The 18291-nt window shown below is 66.9% G+C and carries 15 protein-coding genes; 13 read left to right on the forward strand and 2 right to left on the reverse strand.

Annotated features, from left to right (window positions below):
• The first annotated feature begins 4 nt into the window (after positions 1–4).
• The 5 genes from ACREYQ_RS02365 (at position 5) to ACREYQ_RS02385 (ending at position 5072) form a co-directional block, all read left to right on the forward strand.
• Positions 5–727: a DUF502 domain-containing protein gene (locus ACREYQ_RS02365; protein WP_432259202.1), complete on the forward strand. Its 723-nt coding sequence runs from the start codon at positions 5–7 to the stop codon at positions 725–727.
• Between the two features lie 65 nt (positions 728–792).
• The gene (gene aspS, locus ACREYQ_RS02370; RefSeq protein ID WP_432259203.1) at positions 793–2601 is read left to right on the forward strand and encodes an aspartate--tRNA ligase; all 1809 of its coding nucleotides are present in this window, start codon (positions 793–795) and stop codon (positions 2599–2601) included.
• 220 nt (positions 2602–2821) lie between these two features.
• A complete protein-coding gene (locus ACREYQ_RS02375; protein ID WP_432259204.1) occupies positions 2822–3733 on the forward strand; it encodes a hypothetical protein in 912 nt (303 codons plus the stop codon).
• A gap of 77 nt (positions 3734–3810) precedes the next feature.
• The gene (gene nudB / locus ACREYQ_RS02380) at positions 3811–4293 is read left to right on the forward strand and encodes a dihydroneopterin triphosphate diphosphatase (protein ID WP_432259205.1); all 483 of its coding nucleotides are present in this window, start codon (positions 3811–3813) and stop codon (positions 4291–4293) included.
• Positions 4290–5072, forward strand: coding sequence for an endonuclease/exonuclease/phosphatase family protein (locus ACREYQ_RS02385; protein WP_432259206.1), 783 nt, complete (start codon positions 4290–4292; stop codon positions 5070–5072). Before nudB ends, ACREYQ_RS02385 begins: the two co-directional genes overlap by 4 nt.
• 2 nt (positions 5073–5074) lie before the next feature.
• On the opposite strand, the gene mobB is transcribed toward ACREYQ_RS02385, so the two are convergent.
• The gene (mobB, locus tag ACREYQ_RS02390) at positions 5075–5605 is read right to left on the reverse strand and encodes a molybdopterin-guanine dinucleotide biosynthesis protein B (protein ID WP_432259207.1); all 531 of its coding nucleotides are present in this window, start codon (positions 5603–5605) and stop codon (positions 5075–5077) included.
• A 94-nt stretch (positions 5606–5699) separates the two neighbouring features.
• Here mobB and clsB point away from each other — a divergent pair, with 94 nt between their 5' ends.
• From clsB to ACREYQ_RS02425, 7 genes are all read left to right on the forward strand, one after another.
• On the forward strand, positions 5700–7052 hold the full coding sequence (gene clsB / locus ACREYQ_RS02395; protein ID WP_432260345.1) for a cardiolipin synthase ClsB: 1353 nt from the start codon (positions 5700–5702) through the stop codon (positions 7050–7052).
• A gap of 347 nt (positions 7053–7399) precedes the next feature.
• Complete coding sequence (locus ACREYQ_RS02400; RefSeq protein WP_209768496.1) at positions 7400–7990, forward strand: TetR/AcrR family transcriptional regulator; 591 nt, start codon at positions 7400–7402, stop codon at positions 7988–7990.
• A gap of 76 nt (positions 7991–8066) precedes the next feature.
• Positions 8067–9854: an acyl-CoA dehydrogenase C-terminal domain-containing protein gene (locus ACREYQ_RS02405; protein ID WP_432259208.1), complete on the forward strand. Its 1788-nt coding sequence runs from the start codon at positions 8067–8069 to the stop codon at positions 9852–9854.
• Between the two features lie 219 nt (positions 9855–10073).
• On the forward strand, positions 10074–12497 hold the full coding sequence (locus tag ACREYQ_RS02410; RefSeq protein WP_432259209.1) for a 3-hydroxyacyl-CoA dehydrogenase/enoyl-CoA hydratase family protein: 2424 nt from the start codon (positions 10074–10076) through the stop codon (positions 12495–12497).
• A 21-nt stretch (positions 12498–12518) separates the two neighbouring features.
• On the forward strand, positions 12519–13718 hold the full coding sequence (locus ACREYQ_RS02415) for an acetyl-CoA C-acyltransferase (RefSeq protein WP_432260346.1): 1200 nt from the start codon (positions 12519–12521) through the stop codon (positions 13716–13718).
• 109 nt (positions 13719–13827) lie between these two features.
• Complete coding sequence (locus tag ACREYQ_RS02420) at positions 13828–14784, forward strand: DegV family protein (RefSeq protein WP_432259210.1); 957 nt, start codon at positions 13828–13830, stop codon at positions 14782–14784.
• 34 nt (positions 14785–14818) lie between these two features.
• A complete protein-coding gene (locus ACREYQ_RS02425) occupies positions 14819–15595 on the forward strand; it encodes an enoyl-CoA hydratase (RefSeq protein WP_432259211.1) in 777 nt (258 codons plus the stop codon).
• A gap of 259 nt (positions 15596–15854) precedes the next feature.
• Here the strand turns inward: ACREYQ_RS02425 and ACREYQ_RS02430 are convergent, their stop codons facing one another.
• Positions 15855–16259 carry an acyl-CoA thioesterase gene (locus tag ACREYQ_RS02430; RefSeq protein WP_432259212.1) on the reverse strand — a complete coding sequence of 135 codons (405 nt, stop codon included), beginning with the start codon at positions 16257–16259 and terminating at the stop codon, positions 15855–15857.
• Positions 16260–16362: 103 nt separating this feature from the next.
• On the opposite strand from ACREYQ_RS02430, the gene ACREYQ_RS02435 reads away from it, so the two are divergent.
• On the forward strand, positions 16363–18261 hold the full coding sequence (locus tag ACREYQ_RS02435; protein WP_432259213.1) for an ABCB family ABC transporter ATP-binding protein/permease: 1899 nt from the start codon (positions 16363–16365) through the stop codon (positions 18259–18261).
• Positions 18262–18291 lie beyond the last annotated feature (30 nt).

The following is an 18291-nucleotide window of genomic DNA, read 5'->3' on the forward strand; positions in this document are numbered from 1 at the left end:
CCCCGTGGTCGCCAAGAAGACTTCCGCCCTGAAAACCTGGTTCCTGACCGGGCTGCTGGTGCTGGTGCCGCTGGGCATCACGCTTTGGGTGCTCAGCCTGATCATCGGCACGATGGACCAGAGCCTGGCGCTGCTGCCCGAGGCCTGGCGCCCGGACCGGCTGATGTTCGGCAAGCGCGTGACCGGCCTGGGCGCGATCCTGACGCTGCTGTTCATCCTGCTGGTCGGCCTGCTGGCGCACAACTTCATCGGCCAGCGCCTGGTGCGCTGGTGGGAAGCGCTGCTGGGCCATATCCCGGTGGTGGGCCCGATCTACACCAGCGTCAAGCAGGTCTCGGACACGCTGCTGTCGTCCTCGGGGAATGCCTTCCGCAAGGCGCTGCTGGTGCAGTACCCGCGCGAGGGCTCGTGGACCATCGCCTTCCTGACCGGGCGCCCCGGCGGCGACGTGCAGAACCACCTGCAGGGCGAATACGTCAGCGTCTACGTGCCGACCACGCCGAATCCGACCTCGGGCTTCTTCCTGATGATGCCCAAGGCCGACACCATTGAACTCGACATGACCGTCGACGCCGCGCTCAAGTACATCGTCTCGATGGGCGTGGTGGCACCGGCGGAATTGCCGCGCAAGAACGGCAGCGCCCCCCGGCCGGCGGCCCCGGCCAGGCCGGCCAATCCGGCCGGCAGGGCCAGCAACGAGGAAGCGGTCGAAACGACCGATCCTTGAGCATCCAATCTGATCACGGGCTGCCCGATGCGATCGGGCAGCCGCGTTTTACCGGGAATCTCCTTATGTCCTCCATGCGTACTCACTACTGCGGTCTGGTGACCGAACAATTCTCGGGCCAGGAAGTGGCCCTGACCGGCTGGGTCCAGCGCCGCCGCGACCATGGCGGCGTGATCTTCATCGACCTGCGCGACCGCGAAGGCCTGGTGCAGGTGGTGTGCGATCCGGATCGCCCCGAGATGTTCAAGGTCGCTGAAGAGATCCGCAACGAGTTCTGCATCCGCATCACCGGCAAGGTGCGTGCGCGCCCGGCCGGCACCGAGAACGCCAACCTGACCTCGGGCAAGATCGAAGTGCTGTGCCACGAGCTGACCGTGCTGAACCCGTCGGTCACGCCCCCGTTCCAGCTCGACGACGACAACCTGTCGGAAACCACGCGCCTGACGCACCGCGTGCTGGACCTGCGCCGCCCGCAGATGCAGTACAACCTGCGCCTGCGCTACAAGGTGGCGATGGAAGTGCGCAAGTTCCTGGATGCGCAGGGCTTTATCGACATCGAGACCCCGATGCTGGGCAAGAGCACGCCCGAAGGCGCGCGCGACTACCTGGTGCCGTCGCGGGTGAACCCGGGCCACTTCTTCGCGCTGCCGCAATCGCCGCAGATCTTCAAGCAGATGCTGATGGTGTCGGGCTTCGACCGCTACTACCAGATCACCAAGTGCTTCCGCGACGAAGACCTGCGCGCCGACCGCCAGCCCGAATTCACGCAGATCGACTGCGAGACCTCGTTCCTGACCGAGCAGGAGATCCGCGACCTGTTCGAGGACATGATGCGCACGGTGTTCAAGAACGCCATCGACGTCGACCTGGACGCGAAATTCCCGGTGATGGAGTTCCGCGAAGCCATGGCCCGCTTCGGCTCGGACAAGCCTGACCTGCGCGTCAAGCTGGAATTCACCGAGCTGACCGAGGTGATGAAGGACGTCGACTTCAAGGTGTTCTCGGGTCCCGCCAACAGCGACAACGGCCGCGTGGTCGGCCTGCGCGTGCCGGGCGGCGGTGCGATCTCGCGCGGCGAGATCGACGCCTACACCCAGTTCGTCGGCATCTACGGCGCCAAGGGCCTGGCCTGGATCAAGGTCAACGAAGTGGCCAAGGGCCGCGACGGCCTGCAATCGCCGATCGTCAAGAACCTGCACGACGCCGCCATTGCCGAGATCCTGAAGCGCACCGGCGCCCAGGACGGCGACATCATTTTCTTCGGCGCCGACAAGGCCAAGGTGGTCAACGACTCGATCGGCGCGCTGCGCCTGAAGGTTGGCCATTCGGACTTCGGCAAGGCCAACGGCCTGTTCGAGGACACCTGGAAACCGCTGTGGGTGGTCGACTTCCCGATGTTCGAGTACGACGAGGACGACGCGCGCTGGGTGGCCATGCACCACCCGTTCACCAGCCCCAAGGACGAGCACCTGGAATACCTCGAGACCGATCCGGGCAAGTGCCTGGCCAAGGCCTACGACATGGTGCTGAACGGCTGGGAAATGGGCGGCGGCTCGGTGCGGATCTTCCGCTCGGATATCCAGAGCAAGGTGTTCCGCGCGCTCAACATCAACGACGAGGAAGCCCGCGCCAAGTTCGGCTACCTGCTGGACGCGCTGCAGTACGGCGCGCCCCCGCACGGCGGCCTGGCCTTCGGCCTGGACCGCATCGTCACGATGATGGCCGGCGCCGACTCGATCCGCGACGTGATCGCCTTCCCGAAGACCCAGCGCGCCCAGGACCTGCTGACCCAGGCCCCGAGCTCGGTCGACGAGAAGCAGCTGCGCGAGCTGCATATCCGCCTGCGCGCCACCGAGCCCAAGCCGACGGCCTGAGCTGCGCCAGTCAGCTGAAGCCCGCAAGGAAGCCGCGCAATAGCGCGGCTTTTTTGCTTTGTGCGCAATGTCGGGTTGCCTGCACTGTGGTGCGGGCGGCGCATTGGTTTCGATTTGTTACAGGTCGGAACGAAGGCGACGCGCGGCGGGTCTGCTTTCTTTGACACGTAATTTGCCGAGGGGCCTCGCAGCGAAGGCTTCCGGCACTCGGGAGAAATTCGTGACCCTGGATATCGACCTGATCCGCCAGTTCCTGCTGGCCCATGACCAAACCATCCTGACCTGGCTGGTGGCCGGCTTGCTGATGATGCTGCTGGCGCGCTTCGAGCTGCGCCGCGCCGTGCGCCGTTCGGCGCAGGCCATGTCTGAATCCGTGGCCACCACCGTGGCGGCCTGCGTGCCCGACATTGCCCACGCGGTGCAGTCGGCCGCGCCCGCCGCCACCGCCGAGCCGGTGGAGATGCAGCGTGCCGAGGCGCTGCGCCGGCTGGCGCTGGATACCGTCGGCGTGGTGATGACGCGCGGACGCTGGCTGGACGAACTCGGCAACCTGCGCCTGCCCGACGACACGCTGCTGGCCGGCCAGCGCGCCGACGGCGCCGACCCGCTGCTGGTGGTGGCGCCGCAGCCGGTGGTGCAGGCCTACCTGGATGCGCAGCGCGCGTTCGAGGACGAGGCCGCGCAGGTGCAGGCACTGCGCCGCGATGCCCAGCGCGTGCAGGAGGCGCTGCAGGCGCTGGATGCGGAAGTCGCGCATATCGAGCAGGAAACCGGCAGCATCGTGCTGCGCTTCGAGCAGGTCAACGCGCAGGCTGCGCAGGGCATGGATGGCGGCGACTACCAGCGCTTCCTGATCCAGAAGTTCAACACGCTGGGCCAGCGCGAGAAGGAAATCGCGCAGGAGCGCACGCAGTTGCAGGGCGAGGTCCGGCAACGCGCCGAAGCCCTGGCCGCGCACGCCCATGGCGCGTCCAGGCGCTACCGCCAGGCCCTGGCACCGCTGATGGACCAGCTGCGCGCTGCCTGGGGCCATGGCGACACGCCACAAGTGTTCGACACCTGGCAGCGCCACGGGACCGCCGAGCCCTATCTGGCACCTCATACCGCGCATAGCGCGCGCAACGCCGCCTGAGGGCAGGGCCGTCGCGCTTTCGCGTGGCAAGCGGGCGCGGCTGCGCTATCCTTGGGTTTGTCCTTTCGCCCAGACCCATGTCCTACAAGATCCCGGAATCCGTGCTGGTGGTGATTTACACGCCAGATCTTCAAGTCTTGCTGCTGGAACGCGCCGATCGCCCGGGTTTCTGGCAGTCCGTGACCGGCAGCCTCGACACCCTGGACGAACCCCTGGCCCTGACCGCCGCGCGCGAAGTGGCGGAGGAAACCGGCATCGTCGCCGGCGAGCACCAGCTGACCGACTGGGGCCATACCATCCAGTACGAAATCTACCCGCAGTGGCGCCATCGCTACGCCGAAGGCGTCACGCGCAATACCGAGCACTGGTTCGGCCTGTGTGTGTCCGAGGCGCTGCCGGTGGCGCTGGCGCCACGCGAGCACCTGCAATACAAATGGCTGCCGTGGCAGCAGGCGGCGCAGCAGTGCTTTTCCAGCAGCAATGCCGAAGCCATCCGCCAGCTGGCCTGGCGCGCGGCGGGGGCCGATGCGCGGCAGGCTGCCTGCGGAGCGCAGCCATGAAGCTGCGCGTGGTCACCTACAACATCCACAAGGGAGTGACCGGCATCTCGCGGCGCCCGCGCATCCAGAACGTGCGTGCCGGCCTGCATGCGATGGATGCCGACATCGTCTTCCTGCAGGAAGTGCAGGACCGCAACGACCGGCTGGTGGCCGCGGCGCTGTTTGATCCGGAGCACACCCAGCTCAACTACCTGGCCACCGACGCCTATCCGCACTCGGTCTACGGCCGCAACGCGGTCTATGACTACGGCCATCACGGCAACGCGATCCTGTCGCGCCACCCGATCCTGATGTCCGAGAATCTGGATATTTCCGACCACCGTTTCGAACAGCGCGGGCTGTTGCATGCGGTGGCGGATGTGCACGGTGTGGAAACCCACCTGATCTGCGTGCATTTCGGCCTGTTCGCGCGCAGCCGCGCGCGCCAGGCCGACGCGCTGGTGGAGCGCGTGCGCACCGTGGTGCCGGCGGGCGTGCCGCTGGTGATCGCCGGCGACTTCAACGACTGGAACCACCGGCTGGACGCGCAGATCTGCAATACGCTGGGCGCGGTCGAGGCCTCGCACGCGCGCGGGTCGCGGCTGCATACCTTCCCGAGCCATATGCCGTGGTGGCAGCTCGACCGCATCTATGTGCGCGGGTACGAGATCGAGCGCGCCCACGCGCTGACCGGCCGCGACTGGGCGCAGCGCTCGGACCATGTGCCGCTGGTGGCGGAACTGGAGCATCCGCCGGGCGAAGCGTTGGAGCGTCCCGCGCCCGCGGACAAGGCGGCCTGAGTTCAGCCCGCGCGGCCGGGGTAGTCGCGCTTGGGGAAGTCGCGGATAAAGGCGAACACCGCCTGCGGATCGTTCAGGTCCAGCACCGGCAGCGCGGTCATGGCGGCCACGGCGGCGGGATCATCGCTCGCCACCGCCACCACGCCCGGCACCTCGTCCCACAGCGGCGCGCGCCCCAGCGCCGGGCGATAGACCTCAAGCTTGGGAAAATCACTGCGCTTGTACCCCTCCACCAGCACCAGGTCGGTGTCGGGCGGCAGCACCGCGAGCGCATCGTCCAGTTCGGGCGAGGGCACGGCTTCCGGGTAGTGGCGCATCAGCGTCAGGTGGCGCGCGCCGACCAGCACGACATTGGCGCAGCCGGCCTCGCGCATGCGCCAGGAATCCTTGCCAGGCGTGTCGGGATCAAAGCCGTGGTGGGTGTGCTTGACGCCGGACACGCGCAGGCCGGCGCCGACAAAGCAGGGGATGAGCTGGTCCAGCAGCGTGGTCTTGCCGCTGCCGGAAGAACCGGTAATGCCGAATACCTTCACAATGGTTTCCGAGTGGGCGTCAGGAGTGGTCTGCCCGGGGCTGGCCGCCTGCGGGCAAGCATCGGCATCGACGATAGCAGAGTTCCGCGCGCCAATGTGCAGGCGGCGCCTTGGGCGCGGCAAACTGTCCGATAATCACGGCATGTCACGGATATCCCACTCCGCCCATGACGCGCACGCCGAAGCCCCCGCGCACGACCCGGCCGCGGCCGGCGAGCAGGCATCGCGCCACCACATGCTGCGCTGGGCCTGGCGCCGCGGCAAGCCCACCAACGGCAACGCCGTGCGGCTGCTCCATGGCGGCCAGGACTTCTTCCCTGCGCTGATCGCCGCCATCGACCAGGCTGCGTTCCAGGTCATGCTGGAAACCTACATCTATGCCGACGACGACGTCGGCCGCGCGGTCGCCGACGCACTGGTCCGCGCCGCCGCGCGCGGCGTGACGGTACGCGTCACGGTGGATGGCTTCGGCGCCGGCGACATGCCCGCCGGTCTGGCCGAGCGCCTGCGCGCCGGCGGCGTACAGCTGCGCGTCTACCGCGCGCTGCGCGGCTTCCGGCTGGCGCGGCGCCACCTGCGCCGGCTGCACCGCAAGCTGGCGGTGATCGACCGGCGCGTGGCCTTTGTCGGCGGCATCAATATCATCGACGACCACAACCACGGCCCGTTCGAAGGCGCCAACCTGGGGCCGCGCTATGACTTCGCGGTACAGGTCAGCGGGCCGCTGGTGGACCGCATCACGCTGTCTTCGGAGCGGCTCTGGTGGCGATTGTCGCTGCGCGAGGCGCGTGGCAGCGAGCGCGCCGCGGCGGTGGCCGACTACCCGCTGGTCACCGACCTGCCGCCGCGCCCGGAAGCGACCGGCGGGGTGCGCGCCGCGTTGCTGCTGCGCGACAACCTGCGCAACCGCCGCACCATCGAGCGCGAATACCTGCGCGCGCTCGGCGCCGCGCGCCACGACGTCATTCTCGCCAACGCCTACTTCCTGCCGGGGCACAAGATGCGGCGCGCGCTGCTGGCCTGCCGCGCGCGCGGCGTGCGCGTGCGCCTGCTGCTGCAGGGGATGGTCGAATACCGCTTGCAGCACTACGCCACCCACGCGCTGTATGCATCGATGCTGGAGGCTGGGGTCGAGATCTACGAATACGCCGAGAGCTTCCTGCACGCCAAGGTCGGCGTGGTGGACGAAGCCTGGGCCACGGTCGGGTCGAGCAATATGGACCCCTTCAGCCTGCTGCTCGCGCGCGAAGCCAACGTCGCCGTTTATGATGCAGCCTTCGCCGCTGAACTGCGTACCGCGCTGGAACAAGCCATTGCGCACCGCAGCGCGCGCGTGCTGCCGGACATGCACGCACGCCGCTCGCCGCTGCACCGGCTGGCCAACTGGGCGGCCTACATGCTGCTGCGCCTCGGCGTGATCATTGCCGGCGTGACCGGGCGCTACTGAGCCCGCCATGCACGGTGTGCGTTTGTTGCCATGCGGCAGCAAACGGGCCGCAACCGGTTGCCGCGCAAGCCATGACGGACATGCTGCATTGCAGTCCGTTTAGAAACAGCGGTCTAATTAAAAGCTTGATGGTCGACTGCTGCGCCAGAATAATCTGAACGACCGTTCTTTTTTGGCTTAGACTGCGTGCATTCGCGGTATGCACCGGCAATTCCGCCGGTCGGCCGCAAGCACTGAATGCAACGTCAGGGTCATACGCGGGGCCGCAGCAGGGTCCCGCAGAACGGAGAAAAAACATGCGACACCAGTCAGCCCGTCTCGAATCCGCCGCCGCCTCCCCCGCGCCAATGCGCAAGGGCGAGATGACGCGCGTGGCGATTCTGGATGCCGCACTGGAATTGTCGTCCCGCGACGGGCTCGAAGGTCTGACCATCGGGCTGCTCGCGGAACGCATGCAGATGAGCAAGAGCGGTGTCTTCGCGCATTTCGGTTCGCGCGAGGACCTGCAGGTAGAGGTGGTGCGGGAGTATCACCGCCGGTTCGAGCAGGAGGTGTTCTATCCCTCGCTGCAGGAGCCGCGCGGCCTGCCCCGGCTGTGGTCGATGGTGCGGCGCTGGATGGAAAAGCGCATCCAGGAAGTGACGACGGGATGCATCTACATCAGCGGTGCCGTGGAGTACGACGACCGCACCGGCAGCCTGGTGCGTGACGAGCTGGTCAAGAGCGTCACGATCTGGCGGGCAGCGCTGAATCGCGCCATCAACCAGGCCAAGGAAGAGGGGCACCTGCGCGCGGATTGCGATCCGCGCCTGATGCTGTTCGAGATGTATAGCCTTGAACTAGGCTTGCATCATGACGCCCGTTTCCTGCGCCTGCCTGACAGTGCCGAGCTTGCCATGGTCGCGCTCAACAAACTGATTCAGTCTTACCGTACCTGAGGTCGCCCCGGTCGGGCCGTCGCGCGCAAGCGGGACGGGCGGCATGGCGGCATCATATAACTCCAAGGAGTCTCAGATGGGCCAGTACACCGCACCGTTGCGCGACATGCAGTTCGTGCTCCATGAATTGCTCGGCGCCGAAGCCGAACTCAAGGCGATGCCGCCGCACGCGGACATCGACGCGGACACCATCAACCAGGTCATCGAGGAAGCCGGCAAGTTCTGCTCGGACGTGGTGTTTCCGCTCAACCAGGTGGGCGACCGTGAAGGCTGCACCTACGTCGGCGACGGCGTGGTGAAGGCGCCTGCCGGCTTCAGGGAGGCCTACCAGCAGTTTGTCGAAGCCGGCTGGCCGGCGCTCGCCTGCGATCCCGAATTCGGCGGCCAGGGCCTGCCGATCGTGATCAACAATGTGGTCTATGAGATGCTGAATTCGGCCGGCCAGGCCTGGACCATGTACCCCGGCCTGTCGCACGGTGCCTACGAGGCGCTGCACGCGCACGGCACGCCCGAACTGCAGCAGACCTACCTGCCCAAGCTGGTCTCCGGCGTGTGGACCGGCACCATGTGCCTGACCGAGCCGCACTGCGGCACCGATCTCGGCATCCTGCGCTCCAGGGCAGAGCCGCAGGCTGACGGTTCCTACCTGATTTCGGGCACCAAGATCTTTATCTCGGCCGGCGAGCACGACATGGCCGAGAACATCATCCACCTGGTGCTGGCACGCCTGCCGGACGCGCCGGGCGGCACCAAGGGCATCTCGCTGTTCGTGGTGCCCAAGTTCATCCCCGACGCCAACGGCAATCCGGGCGAGCGCAACGGCATCAAGTGCGGCTCGATCGAGCACAAGATGGGCATTCACGGCAACGCCACCTGCGTGATGAACCTGGACGGCGCGCGCGGCTGGATGGTGGGCGAGCCCAACAAGGGCCTGAACGCCATGTTCGTGATGATGAACGCCGCCCGCCTCGGCGTGGGCGCACAGGGCCTGGGCCTGACCGAAGTGGCGTACCAGAACTCGCTGGCCTACGCCAAGGACCGCCTGCAGATGCGTTCGCTGACCGGCCCGAAGGCACCGGACAAGCCCGCCGACCCGATCATCGTGCACCCGGATGTGCGCCGCATGTTGCTGACGCAGAAGGCCTATGCCGAAGGTGGCCGCGCCTTCAGCTACTGGACCGCGCTGCAGATCGACCGCGAGCTGTCGCACCCGGACGAAGCGGTGCGCAAGGAAGCCGGTGACCTGGTCGCATTGCTCACGCCGGTGATCAAGGCCTTCCTGACCGACAACGCCTTCACCTCCACCAACGAGGGCATGCAGGTATTCGGCGGCCACGGCTACATCGCCGAGTGGGGCATGGAGCAGTATGTGCGCGATGCGCGCATCAACATGATCTACGAAGGCACCAACACCATCCAGGCGCTGGACCTGCTGGGCCGCAAGATCCTTGGCGACATGGGCGCCAGGATGAAGGCCTTCGGCAAGATCGTGCAGGAGTTCGTCGAAGCCGAAGGCACCAATGAAGCCATGCAGGAGTTCATCAACCCGCTGGCCGACATTGGCGACAAGGTGCAGAAGCTGACCATGGAAATCGGCATGAAGGCGATGGGCAATGCCGATGAAGTGGGCGCCGCCGCAGTGCCTTACCTGCGCGTGGTGGGCCACCTGGTGTTCTCGTACTTCTGGGCCCGCATGGCCAGGATCGCGCTGGAGAAGGAAGGCAGCGGCGACAAGTTCTACACCGCCAAGCTGGCGACGGCACGCTTCTACTTTGCCCGGCTGCTGCCGGAAACCGCCGCCGAGATCCGCAAGGCGCGCGCCGGTTCGGCCACGCTGATGGCGCTGGACGCAGACCTGTTCTGATTTGATCTGCATGGCTGACCCCTGCTGAGGGTTTTCTCCCCTCTCCCGCTTGCGGGAGAGGGGCAGGGGGTGAGGGTAGGCGGTCGATATGCGATATCGCGTCTGCACACGCCCACCCTCACCCCCGCCCCTCTCCCCGTAAATGGGAGAGGGGAGCAAACCGGCAGCCGTGGGGAAGCCCAAACTCTTACCTTAACGCTCACTAATCCAGGAGCGAGCATGTCCAATTTCATCGTCAAAAAAGTCGCCGTGCTGGGTGCCGGCGTCATGGGGGCGCAGATTGCCGCGCACCTGATCAATGCGCGCGTGCCCGTGGTGCTGTTCGACCTTCCCGCCAAGGAAGGCCCCAAGAACGGCATCGCACTGCGTGCCATCGAGAACCTGAAGAAGCTGTCGCCCGCGCCGCTGGGCATCAAGGACGAGGCCGGCCTGATCCAGGCGGCCAACTACGAAGACGATATCGCGCTGCTGAAGGAGTGCGACCTGGTGATCGAGGCGATCGCCGAGCGCATGGACTGGAAGCACGACCTGTACAAGAAGGTCGCACCGCACCTGGCCGCGCACGCGATCTTCGCGACCAATACCTCGGGCCTGTCGATCACCGCGCTGTCCGATGGCTTCGATGCCGACCTGAAGTCGCGCTTCTGCGGCGTGCACTTCTTCAACCCGCCGCGCTACATGCACCTGGTCGAGCTGATCCCGACCGCGACCACGCAGCCGCAGATCCTCGACCAGCTCGAAGCCTTCCTGACCACCACGCTCGGCAAGGGCGTGGTGCGCGCCAAGGACACGCCCAACTTCATCGCCAACCGCGTCGGCATCTTCTCGATCCTGGCAGTGTTTGCCGAGGCCGAGAAGTTCGGCATTCCGTTCGACGTGGTCGACGACCTGACCGGTTCCAAGCTCGGCCGCGCCAAGTCCGCCACCTTCCGCACCGCGGACGTGGTCGGCCTGGACACCATGGCGCACGTGATCAAGACCATGCAGGACACCCTGCACGACGACCCGTTCGCGCCGGTGTACAAGACCCCGGCCGTGCTCAAGGGCCTGGTCGATGCGGGCGCGCTGGGCCAGAAGACCGGCGCCGGCTTCTACAAGAAGGAAGGCAAGGCCATCAAGGTGCTCGACGGCAAGACCGGCCAGTATGTCGATGCCGGCAAGAAGGCCGACGAAATCGTCGTGCGCATGCTGAAGAAGGAGCCGGCCGAGCGCATCAGGCTGCTGCGCGAATCGGCCAACCCGCAGGCGCAGTTCCTGTGGTCGGTGTTCCGCGACGTGTTCCACTACATCGCCGTGTACCTGGAGCAGATCGCCGGTTCCGCCGCCGATATCGACCTGGCGATCCGCTGGGGCTTCGGCTGGAACTCGGGTCCGTTCGAAGACTGGCAGTCGGCCGGCTGGAAGCAGGTGGCCGAGTGGGTGAAGGAAGACGTTGACGCCGGCAAGGCGCTCTCCAGCGCGCCGATGCCGGCCTGGGTATTCACCGGCCCCGTCGCCGAGAACCAGGGCGTGCACGCTGCTGCCGGCTCGTGGTCGCCGGCGACGCAGTCGTTCGTCGCACGCAGCTCGCTGCCGGTGTATCAGCGCCAGGCATTCCGCGCCGCGGTCAAGGGCACCGCCGCGGCAGATCCGCGCACGGCCGGCCGCACCGTCGAAGAGAACGACGCCGTGCGCATCTGGGTGAGCGAAGGCCAGGACGACGTGCTGGTGGTTTCGTTCAAGAGCAAGATGAACACCATTGGGCCGGACGTGATCGACGGCCTGACCCGCGCCATCGACCTGGCCGAAGCCGGCTACAAGGGCCTGGTGGTGTGGCAGCCGACCTCGCTGCAACTGGGCGCGCCGGGCGGTCCGTTCTCCGCAGGCGCCAACCTGGAAGCGGCCATGCCCGCCTTCATGATGGGCGGCGCCAAGGGCATCGAGCCGTTCGTGAAGAAGTTCCAGGACGGCATGATGCGCGTGAAGTATGCCTCGGTGCCGGTGGTGTCGGCGGCGTCCGGCATTGCGCTGGGCGGCGGCTGCGAACTGATGCTGCATTCGGCCGCACGCGTGGCCGCGCTGGAAACGTATATCGGCCTGGTCGAAGTGGGCGTGGGCCTGGTGCCGGCCGGCGGCGGCCTGAAGGAAGCCGCGCTGGCAGCCGCTCGTGCGGCGCAGGCCGCGGGCAGCACCAACTACCTGCAATTCGTGACCAGCCGCTTCCAGAGCGCGGCCATGGCCAAGGTGTCCGGTTCGGCGCTGGAAGCGCGCCAGATGGGCTACCTGCAGCCGTCCGACAGGATCGTCTTCAACGTGCATGAGCTGCTGTACGTGGCGCAGAACGAAGTGCGCGCGCTGGCCAACGCGGGCTACCGCGCGCCGCTGCCGACGCTGGTGCCGGTGGCGGGCCGCTCGGGCATTGCCACCATCAAGGCATCGCTGGTCAATATGCGCGACGGCGGCTTTATCTCGGCGCACGACTTCGTGATCGCCAGCCGCATCGCCGAAGCGGTGTGCGGCGGCGACGTCGAGGCCGGCTCGCTGGTGAGCGAGGACTGGCTGCTGGCGCTGGAGCGCAAGGCCTTTGTCGACCTGCTCGGCACCGGCAAGACGCAGGAGCGCATCATGGGCATGCTGCAGACCGGCAAGCCGGTGCGTAACTAACAGGGCAAGCGAGGAACCGACATCATGAAACAACTGCAAGACGCATACATCGTCGCGGCCACCCGCTCGCCGATCGGCAAGGCCCCCAAGGGCGCGTTCAAGAATACGCGCCCGGACGACCTGCTGGCCACCATCCTGAAGGCCGCGGTGGCACAGGTGCCCAACCTGGACCCGAAGCTGATCGAAGACGCCATCGTCGGCTGCGCGATTCCTGAAGCGCAGCAGGGCCTGAACGTCGCGCGCATCGGCGCGCTGCTGTCCGGCCTGCCCAACACGGTGGGCGGCATCACCGTCAACCGCTTCTGTGCCTCGGGCGTGAGCGCAGTGGCGATGGCGGCCGATCGCATCCGCGTGGGCGAGTCCGACGTCATGATCGCCGCCGGCGTGGAATCGATGAGCATGGTGCCGATGATGGGCAACTCGCCGTCGATGTCGCCGGAGATCTTCACCCGCGACGAGAACGTCGGCATTGCCTACGGCATGGGCCTGACCGCCGAGAAGGTGGCGCAGCAATGGCAGGTCAGCCGCGAAGACCAGGATGCGTTCTCGCTGGCCTCGCACCAGAAGGCCATCGCGGCGCAACAGGCTGGCGAGTTCAAGGACGAGATCACGCCGATCGAGATCGTCGAACGTTTCCCGGACCTTGCCAGCGGCCAGGTCAGCGTCAAGACGCGCACGATCTCACTGGACGAAGGACCGCGCCCGGAGACCTCGCTGGAAGGCCTGGGCAAGCTGCGCCCGGTGTTTGCCAACAAGGGCAGCGTCACTGCCGGGAACAGCTCGCAGACCTCTGACGGCGCCGGCGCGCTGATCCTGGTCTCGGAAAAGATCCTCAAGCAGTTCAACCTGGTGCCGCTGGCGCGCTTTGTCTCGTTCGCGGTGCGCGGCGTGCCGCCCGAGATCATGGGCATCGGCCCCAAGGAAGCGATTCCGGCGGCGCTGAAGGCCGCGGGCCTGACCCAGGACCAGATCGACTGGATCGAACTGAACGAAGCCTTTGCCGCGCAGTCGCTGGCGGTGATGCGCGACCTGGATCTGGATCCGGCCAGGGTCAACCGCATGGGCGGCGCGATTGCGCTGGGCCACCCGCTGGGTGCGACCGGTGCGATCCGCTCGGCCACGGTGGTGCACGCGCTGCGCCGCCACAACCTGAAGTACGGCATGGTGACCATGTGCGTTGGCACGGGCATGGGTGCTGCAGGTATTTTCGAGCGCGTTTAAACGCGCCTGCGGGGCGGTCCAGGGACCGTCCCGCCCTTCTGTCAGGTGAAGAAAGCAGTACCGGGGCTGCCGCCCGCCATGCGGGTCACCAGGTAGGGGAGACAACAATATGCAGGAGACAGCCATCCTGGCCGATGCCGCGTGCGATCTGCCGCGCGACGTCATGGCCCAGTTGAAGGTCCACACGATTCCGTTCCGCATCCGCGCGGGCGAGCATTTCGTCGCCGATACGCGCGACGAGGACGCGCTGCCCACGCTTTACCAGCAATACCTGGTCGGCCGCCAGGACCATTACGCCGAATCGATCCCGCTGCTCGAGCGCGAGCTGGAAGAACACCTGCTGCGCAACGTGGTGGCCCACTGCGACCGCGCCATCCTGTTCACCATCGCCAGTTCGCGCAGCAAGCTGTATGCGAATGCGAGCGGCGCGGTGATCGGCACCGTGGCGCGCAGCGTGCGCCTGCGCAAGGAAGCCGGGCGCACGGGGCTGTTCGACCTGACCGTGGTCGATACCGGCGCGATCGGCCCGGGGCAGGCGCTGATCGTGCGCGAAGCCGCGCGCATGGCCGCCGCCGGCGCGAGCCCGCAGGCGGTGCGCGAAGCGGTCGAGACGCGCCTGCGCGATGCCGCCCACATGTTCCTGGTGCCCGACGAGCTGCTTTATATGTACACGCGCGCGCGCCAGAAGGGCGAGGGCAGCATCACCTGGGGCCGCTACGTGATGGGCAGCGCCTTCAATATCCGCCCGGTGGTGCGCATGCACCGCGGGCACACCGAGGCCATCGCCAAGGCGCGCGGTTCGGAGGAGGGCGCACGCCGCGTGCTGCAGCATGCCGAGCAGTGCATCCGCGGTGGTGGCCTGATGGTGCCGGCAATCTCGGTCTGCTATGCCGGGCCGCTCGACGCGGTGCGCGCGATGCCGGCGTTCCAGTCGCTGGAGCGCACCGCGCGCGGCCAGGGCGTGGAGCTGATGCTGGCGCCGATGAGCCTGACGGTGGCGCTGAATGTCGGCGCGCGCGCGTTCGGCCTGAGCTATCTGTCCGAAGCGCCGCCGCCCTTTGAATAATCCTCCCAGCAATGCATCCACAGACGAAGACACCATGAGCATCCGCACCGGCATCGAGCAGGGCATCCTGACCATCGAGTTCGACCGCATCGACAAGAAGAACGCCATCACCGCGGCGATGTACCAGGCCATGGCCGACGCGCTGCGCGCGGCCGAGACCGACCGCAACGTGCGCGCCATCCTGCTGCGCGGCAAGCCGGAAATCTTCACCGCCGGCAACGACCTGGAAGATTTCATGCAGCGCCCGCCGACCGCGGGCGAAGGCGCGGAGCAGGCGCCCGTGTTCCAGTTCCTCTACCAGATCAGCCACGCCACCAAGCCGATCGTCGCGGCCGTCAGCGGCGCCGCGGTTGGGGTGGGCACCACCATGCTGCTGCATTGCGACCTGGTCTATGCCTCCGATACGGCCAAGCTGTCGCTGCCGTTCGTGCAGCTGGGCCTGTGCCCCGAGGCCGCTTCCAGCCTGCTGTTGCCGCGCCTGGTCGGCTACCAGCGCGCTGCCGAGAAGCTGCTGCTGGGCGAAGCCTTCAGCGCGCAGGAGGCGCTGGAGATCGGGCTGGTGACGCGCGTGCTGCCGGTGGCCGAGCTGCATGACTTTGCGCTGCAGCAGGCCCGCAAGCTGGCGGCGCTGCCGGCATCGTCGCTGCGCGAGACCAAGCGGCTGATGAAGGCGGGCGACTTGGCCGCGGTGGAAAAGCAGATGGCCGACGAGGGCGCGGTGTTCCGCCGCATGCTGGTGGCGCCGGAGGCGAAAGAGGCGTTTGCGGCTTTCTTCGAGAAGCGGAGGCCGGATTTTACGAAGTTCGAGTAAGGCCCTGCGACTGCGTAAAAGAGGAGAGCGGTGTCGGGTGCTCCCAAGCCGCCCGAACTAGCCAAAGCAAGGTGTTCTCCCTCTCCCCTCACGGGGAGAAGGGCCGGGGTGAGGGGCGGTTTAGCTAGGAATCACACCAAGCGGAGCCGAAGGTTTCTTTCCAGCGCAATAGCTTCGGCCAGCGCCCGGCCCTCACCCCAACCCTCTCCCGCAAGCGGGAGAGGGAGCACCGCATCGATGATCGAAAGTCTCCGGATCTTCAAGCCGACGGCAACACCCGCGGCAGCCGCGATTCATCCGTGGCCACATACGTCAGCGTGGCCTCCGTCACCTTGACGATCTCATTGCTGTGGCGCATCCGTTGCGCATAGACCTCTACCGCGACCGTGACCGAGGTACGGCCGGTCTTGACGATGTCCGCATAAAAGCTGACCAGGTCGCCCACAAACACCGGGTGCTTGAACAGGAAGGAGTTGACCGCGACGGTGGCCACCCGGCCCTGGGCGCGTTCCACCGCCGGGATCGAGCCGGCGATATCCACCTGCGCCATGATCCAGCCGCCGAACACGTCGCCGTGCACATTGGCGTCGGCGGGCATCGGCACCACGCGCAGAGCGGGATTCTTGCCGGCGGGCAGGGCGGGGACGGTGTCGGGAGCGTTCATGACGGTGTGTGGTGGACTGCGGAAGGGGGCGCGGCGAATGACCCTGCGCCTGCCACGAAATGCGAACTCTGCGACAATCGCGCATTGGCCCGAATTCTAACGTATGCGCCGCTATTCCACGACCGCTGAGCCGGCCCCCGCTCCTGCTTCCAACACGCTCTTCCCCGGTCAGCGCGCGCCGCGCAGCGACTGGCAGACGGTGCGCAACCTGCTGCCCTATGTCTGGCACTACAAGTGGCGGGTGATGCTGGCGCTGGCGTGCCTGGTGGCCGCCAAGGTGGCCAACCTGGGCGTGCCGGTGCTGATGAAAAAGCTGATCGACAGCATGAACCTGCAGGCGGGCGACCCGCGCGCGCTGCTGGCCGTGCCGGTGGGGCTGATCGTCGCCTACGGGGTGCTGCGGCTGTCGGCGACGCTGTTCACCGAGTTGCGTGAGATCCTCTTTTCCAAGGTTACGCAGAGCGCCGTGCGCGAGATCGCGCTGCAGGTGTTCCGGCACCTGCATGCGCTGTCGCTGCGCTTCCACCTGGACCGGCAGACCGGCGGCATGAGCCGCGACATCGAGCGCGGCACGCGCGGCATCCAGTCGCTGATCTCATATTCGCTGTACAGCATCCTGCCCACGCTGGTCGAGATGGGGCTGGTGATCGGCTTCTTTATCCTGCATTACGACATCTGGTTCGCGGCCATCACCGGCTGCGCGCTGGCGGGCTATATCGTCTTTACCATCGTGGTGACGGAATGGCGCACGCATTTCCGCCGCCGCATGAACGAGCTGGATTCGCGCGCCAACCAGAAGGCGATCGATTCGCTGCTCAACTTCGAGACCGTCAAGTATTTCGGCAATGAAGAGTACGAGGCGCAGCGCTATGACGAAAACCTGCGCAAATACCGCACCGCGGCAATCCGCTCGCAGAACTCGCTGTCGTTCCTGAACTTCGGCCAGCAGGCCATCATCGCGGTGGGGCTGATCCTGATCCTGTGGCGCGCCACCGTGGGCGTGGTCGACGGCAAGCTGACGCTGGGCGACCTGGTGCTGGTCAATACGCTGATGATCCAGCTCTATATCCCGCTGAACTTCCTCGGCGTGATCTACCGCGAGATCAAGCAGGCCACCACCGACATGGACCGCATGTTCGTGCTGCTGGGCACGAACCAGGAGGTGGCCGACGCGCCGGGCGCGAAGCCGCTGCAGGTCAACGGCGCGCAGGTGCGTTTCCGCGACGCGCGCTTCAGCTACGAGCCGGACCGGTTGATCCTGGACGGTGTGGACTTCACCATCGCCGCGGGGACCACCACCGCGGTGGTGGGGCACAGCGGCTCGGGCAAGTCGACGCTGGCCCGGCTCCTGTTCCGCTTCTATGATGCCAATGGCGGCGCCATCGAGATCGACGGCCAGGACATCCGCGCGATCACGCAAGATAGCCTGCGCCGCGCCATCGGCATCGTGCCGCAGGACACGGTGCTGTTCAACGACAGCATCTTCTACAACATCGCCTACGGCCGGCCCGATGCCGGCCGCGACGAAGTCATCGCCGCCGCGCGCGCCGCGCAGATAGACACCTTTATCCGCGAGTTGCCGCAGGGCTACGACACGCCGGTGGGCGAGCGCGGCCTGAAGCTGTCCGGCGGCGAGAAGCAGCGCGTGGCGATCGCGCGCACGCTGCTGAAGAATCCGCCGGTGCTGGTCTTCGACGAGGCCACTTCGGCGCTGGATTCGCGCACCGAGCAGGCCATCCAGGCCGAGCTGATGCGGCTGGCGCAGAACCGCACCACGCTGCTGATCGCGCACCGCCTGTCGACCGTCGTGCATGCCGACCAGATCCTGGTGATGGACCACGGCCGTATCGTCGAACGCGGCACCCATGCCGAACTGATGCGCGCGGGCGGCCGCTACGCCGAGATGTGGGACATCCAGGCCCGCGCCGCCGCCAAGGGCGGCGAAGCGGTGGGCGCGGATGCGCTGGAACTCGACGTGGGCGACGCCACGCAGGACGCCTGACAGGACATTTTGCCACCGCGCTGGCCACAT

Origin of the sequence: Cupriavidus sp. TMH.W2 (assembly GCF_050847365.1) — a bacterium.
GTDB lineage: Bacteria > Pseudomonadota > Gammaproteobacteria > Burkholderiales > Burkholderiaceae > Cupriavidus.

Excerpts from the sequence above, each read along its gene's own strand:
- aspS (WP_432259203.1), top strand. The coding sequence starts at position 793 with ATGTCCTCCATGCGTACTCACTACTGCGGTCTGGTGACCGAACAATTC.
- nudB (WP_432259205.1), top strand. The coding sequence starts at position 3,811 with ATGTCCTACAAGATCCCGGAATCCGTGCTGGTGGTGATTTACACGCCA.
- ACREYQ_RS02385 (WP_432259206.1), top strand. The coding sequence starts at position 4,290 with ATGAAGCTGCGCGTGGTCACCTACAACATCCACAAGGGAGTGACCGGC.
- clsB (WP_432260345.1), top strand. The coding sequence starts at position 5,700 with ATGTGCAGGCGGCGCCTTGGGCGCGGCAAACTGTCCGATAATCACGGC.
- ACREYQ_RS02400 (WP_209768496.1), top strand. The coding sequence starts at position 7,400 with ATGCGCAAGGGCGAGATGACGCGCGTGGCGATTCTGGATGCCGCACTG.
- ACREYQ_RS02405 (WP_432259208.1), top strand. The coding sequence starts at position 8,067 with ATGGGCCAGTACACCGCACCGTTGCGCGACATGCAGTTCGTGCTCCAT.
- ACREYQ_RS02410 (WP_432259209.1), top strand. The coding sequence starts at position 10,074 with ATGTCCAATTTCATCGTCAAAAAAGTCGCCGTGCTGGGTGCCGGCGTC.
- ACREYQ_RS02420 (WP_432259210.1), top strand. The coding sequence starts at position 13,828 with ATGCAGGAGACAGCCATCCTGGCCGATGCCGCGTGCGATCTGCCGCGC.
- ACREYQ_RS02425 (WP_432259211.1), top strand. The coding sequence starts at position 14,819 with ATGAGCATCCGCACCGGCATCGAGCAGGGCATCCTGACCATCGAGTTC.
- ACREYQ_RS02430 (WP_432259212.1), bottom strand. The coding sequence starts at position 16,259 with ATGAACGCTCCCGACACCGTCCCCGCCCTGCCCGCCGGCAAGAATCCC.
- ACREYQ_RS02435 (WP_432259213.1), top strand. The coding sequence starts at position 16,363 with ATGCGCCGCTATTCCACGACCGCTGAGCCGGCCCCCGCTCCTGCTTCC.